At 71.3% G+C, this 18,705-nt stretch carries 14 protein-coding genes; 8 read left to right on the top strand and 6 right to left on the bottom strand.

Annotated features, from left to right (window positions below; translation table 11 throughout):
* Window positions 1-331: 331 nt before the first annotated feature.
* A complete protein-coding gene (locus ABZ471_RS06010; RefSeq protein WP_359062892.1) occupies window positions 332-3,802 on the top strand; it encodes a DNRLRE domain-containing protein in 3,471 nt (1,156 codons plus the stop codon).
* A gap of 86 nt (window positions 3,803-3,888) precedes the next feature.
* Here ABZ471_RS06010 and ABZ471_RS06005 read toward each other — a convergent pair whose 3' ends face one another.
* A complete protein-coding gene (locus ABZ471_RS06005; protein ID WP_359062889.1) occupies window positions 3,889-4,347 on the bottom strand; it encodes an Rrf2 family transcriptional regulator in 459 nt (152 codons plus the stop codon).
* Between the two features lie 73 nt (window positions 4,348-4,420).
* On the opposite strand from ABZ471_RS06005, the gene ABZ471_RS06000 reads away from it, so the two are divergent.
* Window positions 4,421-7,390, top strand: a complete 2,970-nt coding sequence (locus ABZ471_RS06000) for a beta-galactosidase (protein ID WP_359062887.1) — start codon at window positions 4,421-4,423, stop codon at window positions 7,388-7,390.
* Window positions 7,391-7,396: 6 nt separating this feature from the next.
* Here the strand turns inward: ABZ471_RS06000 and ABZ471_RS05995 are convergent, their stop codons facing one another.
* A complete protein-coding gene (locus tag ABZ471_RS05995; protein WP_359063029.1) occupies window positions 7,397-8,911 on the bottom strand; it encodes an alpha-N-arabinofuranosidase in 1,515 nt (504 codons plus the stop codon).
* A gap of 242 nt (window positions 8,912-9,153) precedes the next feature.
* On the opposite strand from ABZ471_RS05995, the gene ABZ471_RS05990 reads away from it, so the two are divergent.
* From ABZ471_RS05990 to ABZ471_RS05980, 3 genes are read left to right on the top strand one after another with little or no spacing between them, the layout of a single operon-like run.
* Window positions 9,154-9,759 (top strand): toxin-antitoxin system, toxin component family protein, encoded by a 606-nt coding sequence (locus ABZ471_RS05990; RefSeq protein WP_359062885.1) that lies wholly within the window; start codon window positions 9,154-9,156, stop codon window positions 9,757-9,759.
* Entirely contained in the window at window positions 9,756-10,994 is a 1,239-nt protein-coding gene (locus ABZ471_RS05985) for an MAB_1171c family putative transporter (protein WP_359062883.1), read from the top strand. Before ABZ471_RS05990 ends, ABZ471_RS05985 begins: the two co-directional genes overlap by 4 nt.
* Window positions 10,987-12,399, top strand: coding sequence for an FAD-dependent monooxygenase (locus ABZ471_RS05980; protein WP_359062881.1), 1,413 nt, complete (start codon window positions 10,987-10,989; stop codon window positions 12,397-12,399). Before ABZ471_RS05985 ends, ABZ471_RS05980 begins: the two co-directional genes overlap by 8 nt.
* Window positions 12,400-12,435: 36 nt before the next feature.
* On the opposite strand, the gene ABZ471_RS05975 is transcribed toward ABZ471_RS05980, so the two are convergent.
* Both ABZ471_RS05975 and ABZ471_RS05970 read right to left on the bottom strand, forming a co-directional pair.
* Window positions 12,436-13,281 (bottom strand): SMP-30/gluconolactonase/LRE family protein, encoded by an 846-nt coding sequence (locus ABZ471_RS05975; protein ID WP_359062879.1) that lies wholly within the window; start codon window positions 13,279-13,281, stop codon window positions 12,436-12,438.
* On the bottom strand, window positions 13,278-14,051 hold the full coding sequence (locus ABZ471_RS05970; protein WP_359062877.1) for an IclR family transcriptional regulator: 774 nt from the start codon (window positions 14,049-14,051) through the stop codon (window positions 13,278-13,280). The genes ABZ471_RS05975 and ABZ471_RS05970 overlap by 4 nt, the downstream gene beginning before the upstream one ends.
* A 97-nt stretch (window positions 14,052-14,148) precedes the next feature.
* On the opposite strand from ABZ471_RS05970, the gene ABZ471_RS05965 reads away from it, so the two are divergent.
* Window positions 14,149-14,739: a hypothetical protein gene (locus tag ABZ471_RS05965; RefSeq protein WP_359062875.1), complete on the top strand. Its 591-nt coding sequence runs from the start codon at window positions 14,149-14,151 to the stop codon at window positions 14,737-14,739.
* Between the two features lie 6 nt (window positions 14,740-14,745).
* On the opposite strand, the gene ABZ471_RS05960 is transcribed toward ABZ471_RS05965, so the two are convergent.
* Entirely contained in the window at window positions 14,746-15,576 is an 831-nt protein-coding gene (locus ABZ471_RS05960; RefSeq protein ID WP_359062873.1) for an oxidoreductase, read from the bottom strand.
* 97 nt (window positions 15,577-15,673) lie between these two features.
* Between ABZ471_RS05960 and ABZ471_RS05955 the strand changes: the two genes are divergently transcribed.
* Entirely contained in the window at window positions 15,674-16,603 is a 930-nt protein-coding gene (locus tag ABZ471_RS05955) for a LysR family transcriptional regulator (protein ID WP_359062871.1), read from the top strand.
* On the opposite strand, the gene ABZ471_RS05950 is transcribed toward ABZ471_RS05955, so the two are convergent.
* Window positions 16,600-17,478: a hypothetical protein gene (locus tag ABZ471_RS05950; protein ID WP_359062870.1), complete on the bottom strand. Its 879-nt coding sequence runs from the start codon at window positions 17,476-17,478 to the stop codon at window positions 16,600-16,602. The genes ABZ471_RS05955 and ABZ471_RS05950 overlap by 4 nt on opposite strands.
* A gap of 153 nt (window positions 17,479-17,631) precedes the next feature.
* Between ABZ471_RS05950 and ABZ471_RS05945 the strand changes: the two genes are divergently transcribed.
* Window positions 17,632-18,705, top strand: a complete 1,074-nt coding sequence (locus tag ABZ471_RS05945; RefSeq protein WP_359062868.1) for a MerR family transcriptional regulator — start codon at window positions 17,632-17,634, stop codon at window positions 18,703-18,705.

Below are 18,705 nucleotides of genomic sequence, written 5' to 3'. Positions count from 1 at the left end.
CGACTCGCTACGCATTGAATGCAACCTAGCCGAAGGAAAACCCCTGAGAGGGAATTGATCGGGCGACCGAGAAGTATTGGACATTATGTACACAGGCCTTCAAATAGGGCATCATTTTCCCCTCCCTTGATGCCAGTTAATCCAATTTATTCCCTGGAAGCGGCTCACTCGTTTTGTGCGCCTGGCCACGAGGGATTCAAGAGCGGCGTCCCGTCAGCCCGCATGCCCAATTCGTTCACAAGATGACGACAGATTGCTCATAGGTCATCATCGGCTCGCCCGGCCGCGCGCTCTCATGCGATGGCCGCGAGGGGGAAGGGGAACCCGGTCGATGACACTCAACTGGCGCCGCAGATTCGGCCGTCGGACGAGCGCTGTACTTGCCGCGAGCGTGCTGGCCACGTCCGGGATCGTCTACGCGGGGCTACGGCTGGACGCCGACACGGGGCCCGCCGATGGCCACGACCGCCACCCCGCCAAGGCCGTCTCCGAGAGCGCTGCCCTGGCGCAGGCTGCGCGTACGGGGAAGAACGTCGAGGTCACCGCTGCCCGCACCGCTTCGTCCACCACCTGGGCCCGCCCCGACGGGCGTATGCAGAAGCGGCTCTACTCGTCCCCCATCCGCGCCAGGGTGGGCGGCGAGTGGAAGAAGATCGACCCGGGGCTGCACCGTACGAAGGCCGGGTGGGAGCCGAAAGCGACCAACACTCGGGTGGTCTTCTCCGCCGGCTCCCGCGGAGGCGGCGAGCAGCACAGCGGCCGTTCCATTGTGCGCCGCGTCTCCCTGTTGAAGGGGTCGGCCGCCGACTCGGGAACGCCCCTGGTGACGTTGCACGTCGGTGACCATGACATCCAGCTCACGTGGCCGGGTGCTGTCCCGACCCCGGTCATCGACGGCAACCGCGCTCTGTACCCGGACATCTTCCCGGGCGGTGACCTCGTGCTCACCGCCGACGACGACGGCTTCGCCCAGCTCGTCGTGCTGAAGAACCGCCAGGCGGCCTCTGATCCTCGCGTGCAGCAGCTGGCCTACGGCCTGAACTCCGCCGACCTCACCTTCCGGCTGGACCCTGTCACCGGCATCGTCAGCGCGGAGGACGCGGGCGGCGATGAGGTCGCCATGTCGCCCACGCCGCTGATGTGGGACAGCAACGGCACGCCCGCCGTCACGGACGGCACCGTGGGCGCAAGCTCCCAGCCGACCGAGCCCGAGACGCCCGACCCGACGGACTCAGCCTCCGCCACCCCCAGCGACAGCCCCGCTCCCACCGACGAAGCGCCGGTCCAGTCCGACGAGCAGAGCGACACCGACGTCGAGACGCTGCCCCCCGCAAGTGACGGCCCGGCGCCTTCGGTATCCGAATCCCCCCTGCCCTCCCCGCCGGCGGAGCCGTCACCGGCGCCCTCGCAGCCGGGCTCGGCGGCGACGCTGCGCCTACCTCTGCTGGACGGCCCTTCGCCCGACTCCCATGGAGCGCTGGTCGACACCGACTTGTCCCCGGGACAGTGGACCCTCACCCCGGACCAGGACTTCCTGGCCGATCCGGACACCACGTACCCGGTATTCATCGACCCGTCGGTCAAGAAGCACATCCAGCACTGGACCACTGCCTACGATCGCTTCCCCAAGGCCACGTTCTACGACGGCAAGGGCTTCAACAAGGGCGGTTCCCACGAAGCCCGCGTCGGTTTCGAGTCCGACACCTGGGGCACCTCCCGGTCCTTCTTCAACATCTCCTTCGACAAGGACCTGAAAGGCACCCAGATCACCGGCGCGAAGCTGCGTATGCTGGAGACCTACTCCTGGTCCTGCAGCAGCCGCTCCATGAGCGTGCACCTCACCGGAGAGATCGACTCACACACCAACTGGAGCAACGCGCCCAAGCTCCACGACGGCAACAAGCTGGCCACGAAGACCTTCGCACACGGCTGGAAGGCCTCCAGCTGCCGCGACGCGTACGAAGCCTTCGACGTCAGGCATGGGGCGCAGGAGGCGGCCGACGACGGCGACGACACCATCACCTTCGGGCTGCGCGCCCGCGACGAGGACTCCCAGTACGCGTGGAAGAAGTTCCAGGCCGACGGTGACAACGCCCCTGTCCTGGAACTGATCTACAACCGCAGACCCACCATCGTGTCCAACTCCCTCGATCTGGGACCGGACGCCCGCTGCACCACCACCAAGCCCTACGCCCGTATGGGGTCGGGCGACCTGACCTTCACGGCCAAGGCCACGGACAAGGACAAGAACCTCGACTTCCTCGACTTCGACCTCTGGCCCATGGGCAAGTGGGACACGACCGGTGACCTGCTCCGCTCCGCCGGCAAGAAGTCCGTCGGCGGCGACACCGACACTGCCCTGGAAACCGCCACCTTCTCCACCAGCAGTCTGACGAACGGCACCGTCTACTCCTGGCGCGTGCGGGCCCTCGACGACGACGGCAGCTCGTCCTCCTATGCTCCGGCCACAACCCCCTGCCGGTTCGTCCTCGACACTACGGCGCCGAAGCCACCCAAGGTCACCTCCACCGACTTCCCGGACGCCGATGGCACCGACGACGGCTTCGGCAATGAGGGCGAGGACACGAGCTGGAGCACCAAGAAGTTCGGCACTCCCGGCTCCTTCACCTTCCGTGCGCTCAACACCGACGTCGTCCGCTACGAGTACGGGTTCAACACCACCAGCTTCCCCTTCTCCCTGGACCGCAAGACGGGCACCGCCACCTCGGTCAGCGCCGCGATCACCAACGCCAAGCCTCCGGCCGCCGGCCCCAACGTGCTCTACGTCCGCGTCGTCGACGGCGCCGGAAATCCCTCTGAGGCGACGAAGTACTTGTTCTACGTGAGCCCGAGGGACCAGGCCGACAAGCCCGGTGACTTCACCGGCGACGGCATGCCCGACCTCATGGTCGTCAACGAAGACGGCAACCTCGCCCTCTACCCCTCCGAAGCTGACAGGAACGACCCCACCAAGCCGATCGGCGACCTGGACTTCGCCATGCCCGGCGCCTACCGGTCCAACCCCGACAAGGACCCCAGCGGCGACGACCTGCCACCCTTCACAGGACTTCCCTCGGGCCACTTCAAGGGCGCCCTGATCACGCACAACGGCGACATCTACGGCGGTGACGGCCTCCAGGACCTCGTCGTACGCGTCGGCGGCAAACTCTGGGTCTACCCCGGAGACGGCTACGGCGCCGTCAACGCCGACAAGCGCCGCGAGATCCTGCTCCCCGATGGAGCGCCCAGTCCCGCTGACTTCACCCAGATCATGAGTGCCGGAGACGCCACCGGCGACAGCCGTAGCGACTTCTTCGCCACCGTCAAGAACGGCACCGACGACGAACTCTGGGTCTTCACGGGCTATCACGGGGCCACCGTCGACCAGGTCGTCCGGCTCTCCGCCTCCGCCTGGAAGGACCGCGACCTCGTCACGGCCCAGGACATCAGCGGCGACGGCGTCACAGATCTCCTCTACCGCAGCAACACCTCCGGCCGCCTCTGGCTCCGCAAGGGCATCACAGACGGCAAAGGCGGAGTTGACCTCGACTCCCTCACCTACGGGGTCAATTCCGCAGGCGGCGCCGATACGGAATACGCCGCGTCCGGTTGGCTCACCAGCGACGTCCCGCTTCTGATCGGCATACCCAGCGCAAACGGAGACACCATCCCCGACATCTGGGCCGTCCGGTCCGACGGATCCGTCCGTTTCTACCCAGGCGGCAAGACCACCCTCAGCAGCTCCGGAACGGAAGTCATCCCGCCCAGGGACTACTGGAAGACCCGCATCGCCATCGGCTGAGCGGCGGACGGTGCGCTACCGGCCTTCGCGGTTGGTTCCCGATCGGTACGCCACGCCCCAGCCGGCCGTGCCGATCGGGGCGAGACTCACGGGTTCTCCCAAGCCGCCGGCTCCGCCGCCAGTGCTCGTACCGGCTCGGGCAGTGTGTCCGCTGCGAGGTCGGCGATCGTGACGCCCTCCAGGATCCGGCGGACGTTGGCACGGAGAGCGATCCAGAGGGGGAGGAGGGGCTGGGCCGTGCCCGTGTAGGACAGGCCGGTCGGGCGTTCGCCGCGTACGGAGACGATCGGGCCGTCCACCGCCCGGATGACGTCCGCCACGGTGATCGCCGCCGCGGCCCGGGCCAGCCGGTAGCCGCCGCCCCCGCCACGCCGGCTGTCGACGACTCCGGCGCGCCGGAGATCGCCCAGGATGCCCTCCAGAAACTTGTGCGGAATGTCCTGCTCGGCGGCGATCTCCTCCGCCTTGACCGGGCCGTCACCCTCCCGTACGGCCAGCTCCAGTACCGCCCGTACCGCGTAATCCGCCCGCGCCGAGATCCTCATACGTCCATTGTGGGGCGTACCTCCATGGACAATGGCCGCACCCGCGCCCCGTAAGATCGCCCGGGAGGAACCCTTGGCGCTCAGCAGACGTACTTTCAGTGGCCTGGCCGGCTCGGCCGCGCTCGGCTTCGCCCTGGGCGGCAGCGGCGGCCCAGGAGCCTCTTCGGCCTACGCGGCACGCAGCGTGCCGACCGGCCCGGCCCCCGCCCCGCCGCGCGCGGACGGCGCGACGCACACCATCGGGTACGACCCGTACTCGCTGCTGGTCGACGGCCGCCGGCTGGTGGTGTGGTCCGGCGAGATGCACCCCTTCCGGCTGCCGAGTCCCTCCCTGTGGCGGGACGTGCTCCAGAAGATGCGGGCGCACGGGTACAACGCCGTGAGCATCTACGTGTCGTGGAACTACCACTCCCCCGCGCCCGGCCGGTACGACTTCTCCGGCGTCCGGGACCTCGACCTGTTCCTGCGTACGGCCACCGAGACGGGTCTGTACGTCATCCTGCGGCCCGGCCCGTACATCAACGCCGAGATCGACGGCGGCGGCTTCCCGGGCTGGCTGACGGCGACGAAGGGCACGGCCCGCACCGCCGACCCGACCTATCTGTCGCACGTCGACGAGTGGCTGACCCAGGTGAACCGGATCGCCCGCCGGCACCTGTTCACCCAGGGCAGGGGAACCGTCCTGCTCTACCAGATCGAGAACGAGTACGACGCCCACGTCAAGGAGGCGACCGGGCGGGACTACATGTCCCACCTGTACAAGAAGGTCAGGGCGGACGGGATCGACGTACCGCTCTTCCACAACGACAAGCACCGCAACGGCTACTGGGTCCCGGGGTCCTTCGACACGGGCGGGGAGCGGGGCGGCTGGCTGTACGGGTTCGACGGGTATCCCTCGCCGTCCGAGGTGCCGCCGGACTGGGGGGACTTCGGGCGCGGCGGTGCGACGGGCGGGGCCACCGCCTCGCCGCACACGCCCGGGTTCGTACCCGAATTCGGCGGCGGCTGGTTCGATCCGTGGGGCGGGGCCGAGTTCGACGGCAAGGGGTACGCCGAGTCACGGCGCACCCGGGACGCGGCCTACGAGCGCCGCTTCTACCTCACCAACCTGGCCAACGGCCTCACCCTGCACAACGTGTACATGACCTTCGGCGGGACCTCGTGGGGCTGGCTGCCGGCGCCGATCGTCTACACGTCGTACGACTACGGGGCGGCGATCGACGAGGGACGCAACGTCACCGGCAAGATCGCCCCGATGCACCAGCTGGGGCATCTGCTCCAGCGCGTGCCCGACTTCGCCCGTCTGGACCGGGCGGCGGAGGTCAGGGCCGAGGGGCTGAAGGTCTACCACCTGACCAATCCGGACACCGGCACCCATGTGTACGTGGCCCGCAACGACGGCGCGGACCCGGTCACCACCGAGCTGCCGACGGACGCCGGGAAGCTGCGGATCACCGTGCCCGCACACGACGCCCGCCTGCTGACCACCGGGCTCCCCCTCGGCAAGCGGACGCTCAAGCACTCCACCGCGCAGCCCATGATGTGCCTGAAGGTCGGGCGGCAGGACGTCGCCGTGTTCACCGGGCGCCGGGAGGACATGGCGGACCTGGTCCTGAAGTGCCCCGTGGAGCCGTCCGTCATCCGGCTCGACCCGGAGGCCGCGTGGGCGTACGACAGGAACGAACTGCACGTCGACGCGCCGCTCGGGCAGGGCGGTCTCACCCGGGTGCTGGTCGACAAGGGCGAGAGCGACACCCCGCTGCTGCTGCTCTTCGCCGACGACGCCACCTCCGTACGCCTCTTCCCGTACGACACCCCGTCCGGCACCGTGCTGGTGTACGGCCCCCAGTTGCTGCGCCACGCCGAAGTGCGCGGCTCCGAGGTGCGTCTGACGGGTGACATCACGGGCGCGACCAGCGTGGAGGTGTGGGGGCCGCGCGGGATCACGAGCCTGGTGTGGAACGGGCGGAAGGTGGCGACCCGGGTCACCCTGTCCGGAAGCCTGATGAGCACCGGGATGCTGCCCTCCGTGCCGGAGGTGCGGCTGCCCGCGCTGGGCGGCTGGCGGATGCGGACGGAGAACCCGGAGGCCGGTCCGGGCTTCGACGACTCGTCCTGGAGGACGGCCGACAAGACGTCGTCGTACAGCGTCACCCCGGTCCCCGAGGGGCAGCCGGTGCTGTTCGCTGACGACTACGGCTTCCACTACGGAGACGTCTGGTACCGGGGCGCGTTCAGCGACTCCTCGGGCGTCGAGGAGGTCTCGCTCGCCTACACCACCGGCACCCAGGGCCTGCTGATGGCGTGGCTGGACGGGGAGCCGCTGGGCACCCACCGGATGCCCGTGCCCGACAAGACCACCACGACCAGGAAGGGCAGCTGGGACGCCACGGCCGTCTTCCCGGTACACGAGCGACTGCGCTCGCCCGGCCGGCACGTGCTGTCGGTCCTGGTCCGGCGCATGCAGCACGACCAGGATGGCAAGGCGCAGGACACCCACAAGGTGGCCCGCGGCCTCACCGCCGCCCTCTTCAAGGGGGCCGCGCCGAAGGTGAGCTGGCGCATCCAGGGCGAGGCGGCGCCGGACCCGGTGCGCGGGCCGCAGAACAACGGCGGTCTGTACGGGGAGCGGCAGGGCTGGCACCTGCCCGGCTTCCCCGACCGGGACTGGGAGGCGGTGACCTTCCCGCGGGCCGAGCGGCGCCAGGGCGTGACCTGGTACCGGACGGCCTTCCGGCTGTCCGTGCCGGGCGACATCGACGCCTCGGTCGGCCTGACCCTGGAGGACGACCCGTACCGGGCCTACCGGGCGCAGATCTTCCTCAACGGCTGGAACATGGGCCAGTACATCAACAACGTCGGCCCGCAGCACACCTTCGTCCTGCCGAACGGCATCCTGCGCACCCGCGGCACCAACTCCCTGGCGCTGGCGGTCCTCTCGGAGTTCACCACGCTGTCCGGCCCGGGGAAGGTCCGGCTGACCCTGCTGGGCCGGGCGACCGGAGGGGTACCGGTGACCCCGGTGCCCTCCCCCGGCCGCTGAGACCGCTCAGGCGAGCCTGATCACGTTCCAGGACAGGGGCTCCAGTACGGCGGTGAGGGTGCCCTCCTGGAGAGCGGTGCCCTCGACCGGGTGCGGGGCGACCCGCTCGGGGTCGTCCAGGGTGTTGCGGGCGCCGGGGTCGGCGTCCGCGAGGGCGCTGTGCTCGGTGACGGTCGTCAGATCGAGCCCGTGGAGGGCGACTTCGAGCGGGAGCGGCTCGGTGCGCCCACGATTGACGGCGAAGACGGTGACCGTGCCGTCGGCCGCGCGGACGGCGGTGGCGTGCAGCAGGTCCGTCTCGCCGTACTTCTTCGTCCCGTACGTCGGCGAGTCCACGCGGACGTCGAGGACCTCGCCGCGGCCGTACCGGGAGGCCTGCGCGAACGGGAAGAACGTGGTCTGCCGCCAGGCCGGTCCGCCCGGCTCGGTCATGATCGGGGCGATCACGTTGACCAGCTGGGCGAGACAGGCGACGGTGACGCGGTCGGCGTGCCGGAGCAGCGCGATGAGGAGCGAGCCGAAGACGACGGCGTCGGTGACGCTGTAGTTGTCCTCCAGCAGCCGCGGAGCCTCGGGCCAGCCGGTGCGCTCGACGGTCTTCGCGTACTTCTCCCACCGGGAGAGGTACCAGACGTTCCACTCGTCGAAGGAGAGGTTGATCCGCTTCTTCGACTTGAGGCGGGCGCCCACGTGGTCGGCGGTGGCCACCACGTTCTCGATGAAGGACTCCATGTCGACGGCGGAGGCCAGGAAGGAGTCCAGGTCGCCGTCGACGGGCTCGTAGTAGGCGTGCAGGGAGATGTGGTCGACCAGCTCGTACGTCTCCTGGAGGACGGTCGCCTCCCACGCGGCGAACGTGGGCATGGACTGGCTGGAGGAGCCGCAGGCCACCAGTTCCACGGACGGGTCGAGCTGGCGCATGGCCCTGGCCGTCTCGGCGGCGAGGCGGCCGTACTCCTCGGCGGTCTTGTGGCCGGTCTGCCAGGGGCCGTCCATCTCGTTGCCCAGGCACCAGAGCCTGATGCCGAAGGGCTCCTTGTCGCCGTGGGCGGCGCGGAGGTCGGACAGGGCCGTACCGGAGGGGTGGTTGGCGTACTCCTGGAGTTCCAGGGCCTCGGCGACCCCCCGCGTGCCGAGATTGACGGCCATCATCGGTTCGGCCTGGGGGCCGATCTTCTTCAGGAAGGCGATGTACTCGGAGAGGCCGAAGCGGTTGGTCTCGGTGGAGTGCCAGGCGAGGTCGAGGCGGCGGGGGCGGTCCGCCACGGGGCCGACGGAGTCCTCCCACCGGTAGCCGGAGACGAAGTTGCCGCCGGGGTAGCGGATGGTCGTGACGCCGAGTTCGCGGACGAGGTCGAGGACGTCGGTACGGAGGCCTTCGGCGTCGGCGGTGGGGTGGTCCGGCTCGAAGACGCCGGTGTAGACGCAGCGGCCCAGGTGTTCCACGAAGGAGCCGAAGAGCCGGGGACTGACCTCGCCGACGGTGAAGGCCGGGTCGAGGGTGAAGCGGGCGGTGCGCATGGTCGCCTCTCGGGGTGGATGGCCGTGATCGTCCGGCATCTCGAACGATGCGCGCAACTTCGAACGGACCGTAGAATCGGAGCACTTGGCGCGTCAATGGGTCGGACACACGGTTTCCCCCGCCCGGGTCCGGCGGAAGCGATCGTTCCCTGTTGAACAACGGTCGTCGGATCGCATGACGTGAACACACCCGGGCGCGTAGGCTCGGACGAGCCGCACACCGGCGGTGAGAAAGGGGAACGATGGTCATCGGGGGCGTGCGACAGCGGGCGGCACAACTGGCCGCACGACTGAACCGCTCCCGTCCGGGCTCGGCGAGGCGCTCCCTGGCCGCCGACCTCGCCGCCGCCGTCCACGCCCGGCCCGAGGCGCCGGAAGGCGTACGGGACCTGTGCCGGGTACTGTGCGAGGAGATGACCGCGCGGCGGGCCGGACGACGCGTGGAGCTGCGCTTCGAACGCTTCCCGGACGAGATCGAAGTCACCGGCCTGTGGGTGGAGTTCCAGGACTTCGATTTGGTCATCGTGGAGGAGCGAGCCGAAGCCGTGCAGCAACTGGTCATCCTCGGCCACGAGTTGTGGCATCTGCACGCCGGGCACCGGGACCACCACCTGGCCGGCTCCGCGGCCGCCCGCGCGCTCGCCGGCGAGCCCCGCTGGCGGGACATGGCCCTGACGGTGGCCGCCCGCGACGGCTCCCGGGAGACCGACGAGGCCGCGGCCGACGACTTCGGCCACCGCCTCGCCACCCTGTTCCGGCCCTACCTCGCCGGCCCCGGTCCCGGCGCGCCCCTCGACCCGGTCCAGCGCACCCTCGGCTATCGCGGACGTGGCGGAGCCGCGCGGTGACCCAGTCGGCCCTGAACCCCTCCGACTTCCTCAGCGAGTTCTACATCTCCTTCTGGATCCCGACGGCGGTGCTCACCGCTGCCCTGGCGATCAAGCTGCCCACGATCATCCGGTTGTGGCGGGACCCGCTGCTGCGCGCGGTCGGCGGACTGCTGCTGCTCGCCTGCGCGGTGTTCGTGTTCTGCACGCCGTCCACGATCGCCGCCGTCAACCGGCTCACCGGCGTCCCCAACGTCTCGGCGCCCTGGTGCTATTCGCTGATCACCGCGTTCTGCGGGTCCTGTCTGCTGCTGATCATCACCTGGCGCAACGGCCTGTCCGACCGCTCGGCCGCCACCCGCCGCGCGATGCGCTGGGTGATCTCGGTCTACTCCGGGGTGATCGTCGCGCTGTGGGTGCTGTTCCTGCTCGCCGACGCGCCCACGGAGCGGCTGCGGGACCTGGACACCTACTACGCCACCACCCCGTTCATGCGCGAGGAGATCCTGCTCTACCTCGTCGCGCACGCCGTGGCCTGTCTGATCACCTCCCGGCTGATCTGGAACTGGGTGCGCACCGAGGGCCTGGACGCCTGGCTGCGCTGGGGACTGAAGCTGCTGGGCGCCGGCTATGTGCTGAACCTGATCTTCGACGCGACCAAGCTGATCGCCGTCACCGCACGCTGGTTCGGGCAGGACCTGGACTGGCTGAGCACCAACCTCGCCCCGCCGGTCGCCGCGCTGTCCGCCATCGTGATCGCGGTCGGGTTCATCCTTCCGCACGCCGGCCAGTACCTGCACGACCGCTGGCGGGTCCGGCTCGCCCACCGCGAACTGCGGCCGCTGTACCAGCTGATGCGGTCCGCGAGCGGGGAGGGCGTGCCGTTCGTCCTGCGGGCCACGCCCGAACTGCGGCTGACCCGGCGCGAGACGTTCATCCGGGACGTGCTGCTGCCGCTGGCCCGGCACCTCGACACCGGGCTGGGCAGGCGGTCGTACGACGCCGCGCTCGGCCTCGGGCATCCGCCGGAGCGGGCCCGGGCGCTGGCGGCGGCGGTGAGCATCCTCGACGCGATCGAGGCGAAGGGCCGTACCCCCGAGCCGCCCGAGCCGCCCGAGGACGACGCCGGGCCCGACACGACGAACCTGCTCCAGGAGATCGGGGCGGTCTCCCGAGCCCTCCGCCGTCCCGACGACATCGAGGCGGTCCGCGCGCGTGCGGCCGCCCCTGCAGAGAGCGTTGCCGTACATGAGTGATCGGAAGCCCACCGCCGTCGTGCTCGGCGGCTCCCTCGCCGGCCTGCTCGCCGCGCGGTCCCTGGCCTCCACGGGTGCCCGGGTCACCGTGGTCGAGCGGGACGCGCTGCCCGCGGGTCCCGAACCGCGCAAGGGGCTGCCGCAGGCCCGGCACGTGCACCAGCTGTGGTCGGGCGGCGCGCGGGCGCTCGAGGAACTGCTGCCCGGGGCGATCGGGCGGCTGCGGGCGGCCGGTGTGAGCCGGGTGCCGATGACCACGGACATGGTGGCACTGTCGCCGCACGGCTGGTACCGGCGCTGGGCCGAGTCGGCGTTCATGCTGCCGGCCAGCCGTGACCTGCTGGACTGGGTGGTACGGCAACTCGTGCTGGCCGAGGGGGACATCGAGCTGGTGGAGCGGGCCGAGGCGGTCGGTCTCGCGGGGACGGACGCGGTGGTGACCGGCGTACGGATCCGGGCCCGGACGAGCCGGGAGGAAGACGCCGCCGAGCGCACCCTGGCCGCCGACCTGGTCGTGGACGCGACGGGCCGCGGCTCCCGGGCCACCCGCTGGCTGACCGAGCTGGGGCTGCCCGGGCCGGAGGTGCGGGAGGTCGACTCGGGGCTGGTGTACGCCAGCCGGCTGTTCCGGGCGCCGGAGGCGGCGCGGAAGGGTTTCCCGGTCGTCAACATCGAGCCCGATCCCCAGGGTGCGGGGACCGGCCGTGGGGGCGTGCTCATGCCGGTCGAGGACGGCAGGTGGATCGTCACGCTCTTCGGTGGCAGAGGCGATGAAACACCCAAGGACGCCGATGACTTCGCCCGGTACGCCCGCGAGGAGCTGCGCCACCCGCTCATCGGCGAGCTGCTGGCGAACGCGGAGCCGCTGACCGAGGTGGCGATCACCCGGACCACCGCGAACCGCCGCTCCTTCTTCGAGCGGATGCCGGCGTGGCCGGAGAACTTCGTGGTGCTCGGGGACGCGGTGTGCGCGCTGAACCCGGTGTACGGCCACGGAATGGCGGTGTCGGCCCAATCCGCCCTGGCCGTGCGGGATGTGATCCGCCGTCAGGGCCCTCTCGGCGCGCCGGGCCTGTCGCGGCACATCCAGAAGGCGGTGGGGCGGACCGTGCGGGCGGCGTGGGACCTGGCGATCGGGGCGGATGTCTTCTACCCCGGCGCGACGGAGGCGGGCCCGACCCTGCGGGACCGTCTCCTGTCCGCCTACGTCGGCCGCCTGCTGTACACCGCGACGGGGAACGGCCGCGTGGCCCGACGGGTGACGGACGTGACGGCGCTGCAGCGGGGGGCGGAGGCACTGCTGGCCCCGAGCGTGTTGGTCGCTGCCGCGGTGGGGCCCCTGAAGCCTCCGCTCACTGCCCCGCCGCTGACCGTGGAGGAACGGAAGGCGGCGGGGGTTCCGTAGGAGGGTTCAGGTCGGCTGCCTGCGACACACCGGCGGTCAGCCCTCGAACGCCGGCTGCGGCAACCCCTTCCCCGCCCCCGGTACCACCAGTACCGAGCCCGACATCGGATGGGGTGCCGACAGCCCGACGCGGGCCGTCGTGATGTACAGGTCGGTCAGGTCCGGGCCGCCGAACGTACAGGCCGTGGTGCGTGGAGCGGGCAAGGAGATCACCCTGTCCAGCTCACCGGACGGCGTATAGCGGCGCACTGCTCCCCCGTCCCACAAGGCCACCCACACACACCCCTCCGCGTCGACCGTCAGTCCGTCGGGGAAGCCGACGCCCTCCTCGATCTCCGTCAGGGTGCGGCGGTCGTGGATGCCCTCGCCGTCGTGGTCGAAGACGTCCACGCGCCGGGTCGGGGTGTCGGCGTAGTACATCAGGCGGCCGTCGGGACTCCAGCCCGTGCCGTTGCTGACCGTGACGTCGGGGAGGACGACCCGTACGTCTCCGTCGCCGGTCAGGCGGGACAGCGTGCCGCCGCCCGTCGCCTCGTCGTAGCGCATCGTGCCCGCCCACAGGGACCCGTCGGGGGCCACGGCCGCGTCGTTCGCGCGGCGGCCGGGCACCGGCTCGTGGTGCAGCCAGCGGAAGGCGCCGTCGGGGTCCAGGAGGCCGACGCCGTCGCGCAGGTTCAGCACCAGGCCGCCGCCCGCACGGGGCTTCGCCGCGCCGATGTGCTGCTCCGTCGTGCGCACGGTCCGGCGGCCGGAGGCGGGGTCGTACGTGTGGATGCGCATGCCGAGGATGTCCAGCCAGACGAGGCGGCCCGTCGCCGGGTCCCACGTCGGGCCCTCGCCGAGCGCCGCCTGCGCCTGTACGGCGACCTCGTAGGCCGTCATGCCGGGCTCCGGTGGCCCAGCAGCTCCGACAGCTCCGCCGCCCCCTTCGCGGCCAGTTGCTCCAGCTCCGCCCGCCGCTCCTCGCTCCAGCGGATCATGGGGACGGAGATGGACAGGGCGGCGACGACCTGGCCGGCCCGGTCGCGCACCGGCGCCGCCACACAGGACACGTCCGGGTTGGACTCACGGTTCTCCACCGCGATGCCCCGCTGCCGGATCTCCGCCAGGGCCTCGCGCAGGGCGGCGGGATCGGTGATGCTGTTGGGCGTCATCGCGGTCAGCTCGGCACCGTCCGGGATCCGCGCCGCCAGCTCCTGCTCCGGCAGCGAGGCCAGCAGCATCTTGCCGACGGAGGTGCAGTGCGCGGGCAGCCGGCGGCCGGCGGCCGAGACCATGCGCACCGCGTGCGTGGAGTCGACCTTGGCGATGTAGATGACGTCGGTGCCCTCGAGAATGGCCACGTGGACCGTCTCGTCGCAGGTCTCCGCCACCGAGCGGGCCACCTGCTGTCCCTCGGCCGCGAGGTCGAGCTGCTCGGCGTAGCGGCTGCCGAGCTGGTACGGGCGTACGCCGAGCCGGTACCGTCCGGGCTGTCCCGGCACCTGCACGATGTACGAGCGTGCGGCGAGCGTGGTGACCAGCTCGTGCACGGTGGTGCGCGGCAGCTGGAGCTTGCGCACGATGTCGGGGGCGGAGAGCGTCCCGTCCCCGTCGAGGAACAGCTCAAGAATGTCGAGAGCCCGGGTCACGGCAGGCACGAGGCGTCCCACGTCGGCCCCCTCCCTTGGGTCTAAGCGCCTGCGTTCGATATTTCAACAGGCGATCGGCATGACGAACACAGGCTAGTCATGGACGGTAGCGCGGGCAATGGCCGGGAGCGAGCCGGGCACCATGGGTGCCATGCCACTCGACTTCCAGCTGGTGCTGCTGCGCCGCATGGCCGACCACAATCCGGACCTGGTCGAGGACGCCCGGCGCGCCCTGGGCGTCTCGATCGCGGACATGCGGGAGGCCAACAAGCGCTGGCAGGCCATGGTCCGCTCGCCCCGGTCCCGGTCCGCCGCCGCCCGCTACCGCTCGCTCCTCGGCGAGCCGGCGGCCGTCGTGCCGCGCCGCCTCGGTGACGTCGACTGCGAGGCCCGGCAGTGGACGCTGCCCCTCTGGCCCGGCCTGCGCTTCGAGGTGCTGGTCTCCCCCGACGGCGCCGTCTGGAACGAGTGGCTGGTGCGCGCGCCGGGCACCCCGCCCCCGGCGCTGCACACCCTGGACGACCTCACCCCGTGGTCCTGCACCGTGGACGAGGCGGCCCGCGCCTTCGCCCCCGCCCGCCCGCTGGAGGGCACGGCCCCCACGCGCTGGGGCCTGGCCTTCACCGCCCCTGACCGGGACGGCGTACGGCACGAGGTCGTCGCCGAGTTCACCTGGGGGCTGCTCCAGCGGACCGCGATCCGCGCGTAAAGGGCCTTACGCGTCGAAGGCCGTGGCCCTGGCCTGCTTCTCCCAGGCGGCGACGTCCTCCCGGACCTGGTCGAGATGGGCCAGGACGGCGCTCACCCCGTCGTCGCCGAGCGGCAGCCGGAGCGGGGTCTGCTCGGCCTCCAGCGCGGCCAGGATGAGGGCCGCCGCCTTGGCCGGGTCACCGGGCTGCGTACCGTCGCCGTCGGCCACGAACCCGCGGGTCACGCCCACCTTGGCGTACACCCCGCTGTCGGCGCTGACACCGGCCCGGCCGGGGTCCATCAGCGAGGTCCGGAACCCGCCCGGCTCCACGATCAGCACCTTGATGCCGAACTCGCGCACCTCGTCCGCGAGCGCCTCGGACAGGCCCTCCAGCGCGAACTTCGTCCCGCTGTACGCCCCGAAACCCGCGAAGGACATCTGCCCGCCCATGCTGCTCATCTGCACGATCGCGCCCGAGCGCCGCTCCCGCATGTGCGGCAGCACCGCCCGCACCAGGGCCGCCGGACCGAAGAAGTGCAGGTCGAACAGGTCCCGCAGCTCCTGCTCCGTGGTCTCCTCGACGGCGCCGACGTGGGTACGCCCCGCGTTGTTGACCAGCACGTCGATCCGCCCGTGCCGGGCCACCACATCACGTACGGCCTCCTCCACGGCGGCCAGGTCGGTGACGTCGAGCCGCAGCGCCTCCACCTGGTCGGGATGCGCGGCCACCAGCTCGTCCAGCGCCTCCGGGCGCCGTGCCGCGCCGACCACCACGTCCCCGGCGGCGACCGCCGCTTGCGTGATCGCCCGCCCGAAGCCGCTGCTCGCACCGGTCACCAGCCATACCTTGTTCACGGCAACTCCCCGTAAGTCCTGTGCTCTTTCCTGACAGGAACCAGCCTGCCGCCGAATGCCGTTGCCCGTCCAAGACCCTCGGTGATAGCCAACGGTTATGACGAGGGACGTACACGCCCGGGACCTGCGCTACTTCGTGGCGGTCGCCGAAGAACTGCACTTCACCCGCGCCGCCGAGCGGCTGTACGTGTCGCAGCCCGCGCTCAGCAAGCAGATCCGGGTGCTGGAGCGCCAGTTGGGGGCCGAGCTGCTGCACCGCGACCAGCACGGGGTGGCGCTGACGGCCGCGGGCGAGGCGTTGCTGCCGCACGCCCGGCAGGTGCTGGCCGCGTGGGAGGCGGGCGCGGCCGCGGTGGAGGCCGCCAAGGCGGCGCAGCGCAGCACGCTCGTGGTGGGCATGAGCACCAGCCCGGGCCGGGGCGGGCTGCTCCCGGCCATCCGCTCCCGCTTCACCGCCGCCCACCCCGGGGCCACTCCCCGGCTCCGCCAGGTCAGCTGGGAGGACCCCACGGCGGGGCTGGCGGACGGCAGCGCGGACGTCGCCTTCGTGTGGCTGCCGCTGCCCGACGAGGAGCGCTTCGCATGGACGGTGATCGCCGAGGAACCCCGCCTGGTCGCCCTCCCGGACACGCATCCGCTCGCCGCCCGCACCGAGGTCGACTTCGCCGACCTGCTCGACGAGCCGTTCCTCGCCCTGCCGAGGAGCGCGGGACCGCTGCGCGACTACTGGCTCGCCCTGGACGCCCGGGCGGGCCGCCCGCCGCGCGTCGGCGCGGAGATCGCCGGGGTGGAGGAGACGTACGAGGCGCTGGTCGCCGGTCTCGGCGTCTGCCTGGTCGCCACGGGCAACGCCCCGCTGATCACCCTGGGCGGCGTCACCACCCGCCCGGTCCGCGGCATCGCCCCCAGCCGCTACGCCCTGGCCTGGCGCCGCGAGGACGGGGAACGCCCACTGGTACGCGCGTACGCCGAGGCCTGCCGGGCCACGGTGGCCGACCTAGGGCCTGTCCGGCGGATCAGGCCCTAGTCTTCTGCGGCCGCCGTCAGGATCGCCTGGGTGACGTGCGGCAGTGAGGCCGGGTGCAGGAACAGGAACAGGTTGGGCTCCACCAGCTCCAGTTCCATCACCCGCGGCTGCCCGTCCTCCCCGTCGACGAGGTCCACCCGCGCGTACAGCAGCCCGGACATGCCGCCGGGGACGGCGGCCAACGCCTTGTCGGCGACGGCGCGTTCGGCGTCCGTGGGCTGCCAGGCCTCCAGATCGGGGTGGGCGACCTTCTCGGCGTCGTACGGGGTTCCGGAGGAGAGGACGGCGCCCTTGCGGCTGGCGTGCAGCAGGCGGCCGCCGAAGAACTGCAGCGCCCGCTCCCCGCTGACGTCGATGCCCCGCACATACGGCTGCACCATCGCGGTGAAGCCCTCCGCGTGCATCCGCGCCAGCTGCCGTACGGCCGTCTCGTGCTCGGCGGGTGTGTAGCGGGCGGCGAACCGGGCACCCGCGCCGGAGGTCGGCTTGATCACGTACTCGTGGCCGACAGGCAGGTCGGCGGGCTCGCCGGGGGCGATGTAGCGGGTGGGGACGGTGGGCACACCGGCCGCCGCCAGCTCACCGAGGTAGCGCTTGTCGCTGTTCCAGCGGACCACGGCGGGCGGATTGGCGAGGCGCGTCACGGCACCGACCCGTTCCACCCACGCCCCGAACTCCTCGGCGCGCCAGCTGTAGTCCCACGTCGACCGGATGACGACGAGGTCGTAGGCGCCCCAGTCGGCGTCCGGGTCGTCCCAGTACCGGCTGACCGCCTCGGCCCCCGCCTCCCGCAGGGCCCGCACCAGCACGGGCAGGTCGCTGTCCATGCTCGGCTCGGCTCCGGGGTCGTAGGTGGCGAGAGCGATACGGGACACGGCGGACTCCCTGTCGTACGACGGTTCGATCACCGGCGAGGCTAACAATGGCCCGCGGAACCGGGACAGCACATTTGACCTTCACCTTTGGTGAAGCCCCAGCATCGGTGGCGGAGGCGAGGAACGCGAGGTTTCGATGACGCCGAGGTTTTCATGGAACTGCTGACGATCGGGGCCTTCGCCAGGGCGAGCAGGCTGTCGCCGAAGGCACTGCGGCTCTACGACGAGCTGGAGTTGCTGCGGCCCGCGCGGGTCGACCCGGCCACCGGCTACCGGTACTACGCCGTGCGGCAGCTGGAGCAGGCCCGGCTCGTGGCCTGGCTGCGCCGGCTGGGCATGCCCCTGGCCGGGATCCGCACGGTGTGTGCCCTCGACACGGAGGGTGCCGCGCGGGAGATCCGGGCGTACTGGGCGCGTGTCGAGGCCGAGACCGCCGTACGACGGGATCTCGCCGCGTTCCTCGTCGACCAGCTGACCGGCGAATCGAGAAGGGACCACACCACCATGCTGGAACTGCGCTATTCCGCCCACTCCGACCGTGGGCACGTCCGCCCGGCCAACCAGGACACCGTGTACGCGGGCCGCAGGCTGCTCGCCGTCGCGGACGGTTGCGGGCCGGCGGGGGCGTCCGCGAGCGGCGCCGCCGTGGAGGCGCTGAAGTTTCTGGACTCGGGAGAGGAGCTTGCCGCCGGCAGCGTGCTGAACGTGCTGGAGGATGCGGTGCGGGAGGCGAACGAAGCCGTCCAGGAGCTCGCCGGGGGCGGCGAGGAGACCGGCACCACGCTGACCGCGCTGCTGTGGACGGGGTCCAAGCTGGCGCTCGTGCACATCGGGGACTCGCGGGCGTATCTGCTGCGGGACGGTGAGCTGTTCCGGATCACCCATGACCACAGTGTCGTCCAGTCCCTGATCGACGAGGGGCGGCTGACGCCGGAGGAGGCGTCGAGTCATCCGCAGCGGGCTCTGCTGCTGAAGGCTCTCGGCATCGGTACGGCGCCGGTTGCGGATCTGCGGCTGCACGAGGCTCGGGTCGGTGACCGGTATCTGCTGTGCTCCGACGGGTTGACCGGGGTGGTGGCGGACGAGCGGATCAAGGAGCTGCTCGGTGGGGAGGATGCCGTTCATGCGCTGATCGACGAGGCCAACGCAGCGGGCGGTCCCGACAACGTGAGCTGTGTCGTCGCCGACGTCGTCCCGTCCGCCCGCCCACCCGTATCCGTGGGATAG

This window comes from Streptomyces sp. NPDC005728 (assembly GCF_040630895.1).
Classification (GTDB): Bacteria; Actinomycetota; Actinomycetes; order Streptomycetales; family Streptomycetaceae; genus Streptomyces.
This window is presented reverse-complemented; position numbering and strand designations above follow the sequence as displayed.

Excerpts from the sequence above, each read along its gene's own strand:
- ABZ471_RS06005 (WP_359062889.1), bottom strand. The coding sequence starts at position 4,347 with ATGAGGATCTCGGCGCGGGCGGATTACGCGGTACGGGCGGTACTGGAG.
- ABZ471_RS05965 (WP_359062875.1), top strand. The coding sequence starts at position 14,149 with ATGGCCGGGAGCGAGCCGGGCACCATGGGTGCCATGCCACTCGACTTC.
- ABZ471_RS05980 (WP_359062881.1), top strand. The coding sequence starts at position 10,987 with ATGAGTGATCGGAAGCCCACCGCCGTCGTGCTCGGCGGCTCCCTCGCC.
- ABZ471_RS06010 (WP_359062892.1), top strand. The coding sequence starts at position 332 with ATGACACTCAACTGGCGCCGCAGATTCGGCCGTCGGACGAGCGCTGTA.
- ABZ471_RS05945 (WP_359062868.1), top strand. The coding sequence starts at position 17,632 with ATGGAACTGCTGACGATCGGGGCCTTCGCCAGGGCGAGCAGGCTGTCG.
- ABZ471_RS05990 (WP_359062885.1), top strand. The coding sequence starts at position 9,154 with ATGGTCATCGGGGGCGTGCGACAGCGGGCGGCACAACTGGCCGCACGA.
- ABZ471_RS05955 (WP_359062871.1), top strand. The coding sequence starts at position 15,674 with ATGACGAGGGACGTACACGCCCGGGACCTGCGCTACTTCGTGGCGGTC.
- ABZ471_RS05995 (WP_359063029.1), bottom strand. The coding sequence starts at position 8,911 with ATGCGCACCGCCCGCTTCACCCTCGACCCGGCCTTCACCGTCGGCGAG.
- ABZ471_RS05975 (WP_359062879.1), bottom strand. The coding sequence starts at position 13,281 with ATGACGGCCTACGAGGTCGCCGTACAGGCGCAGGCGGCGCTCGGCGAG.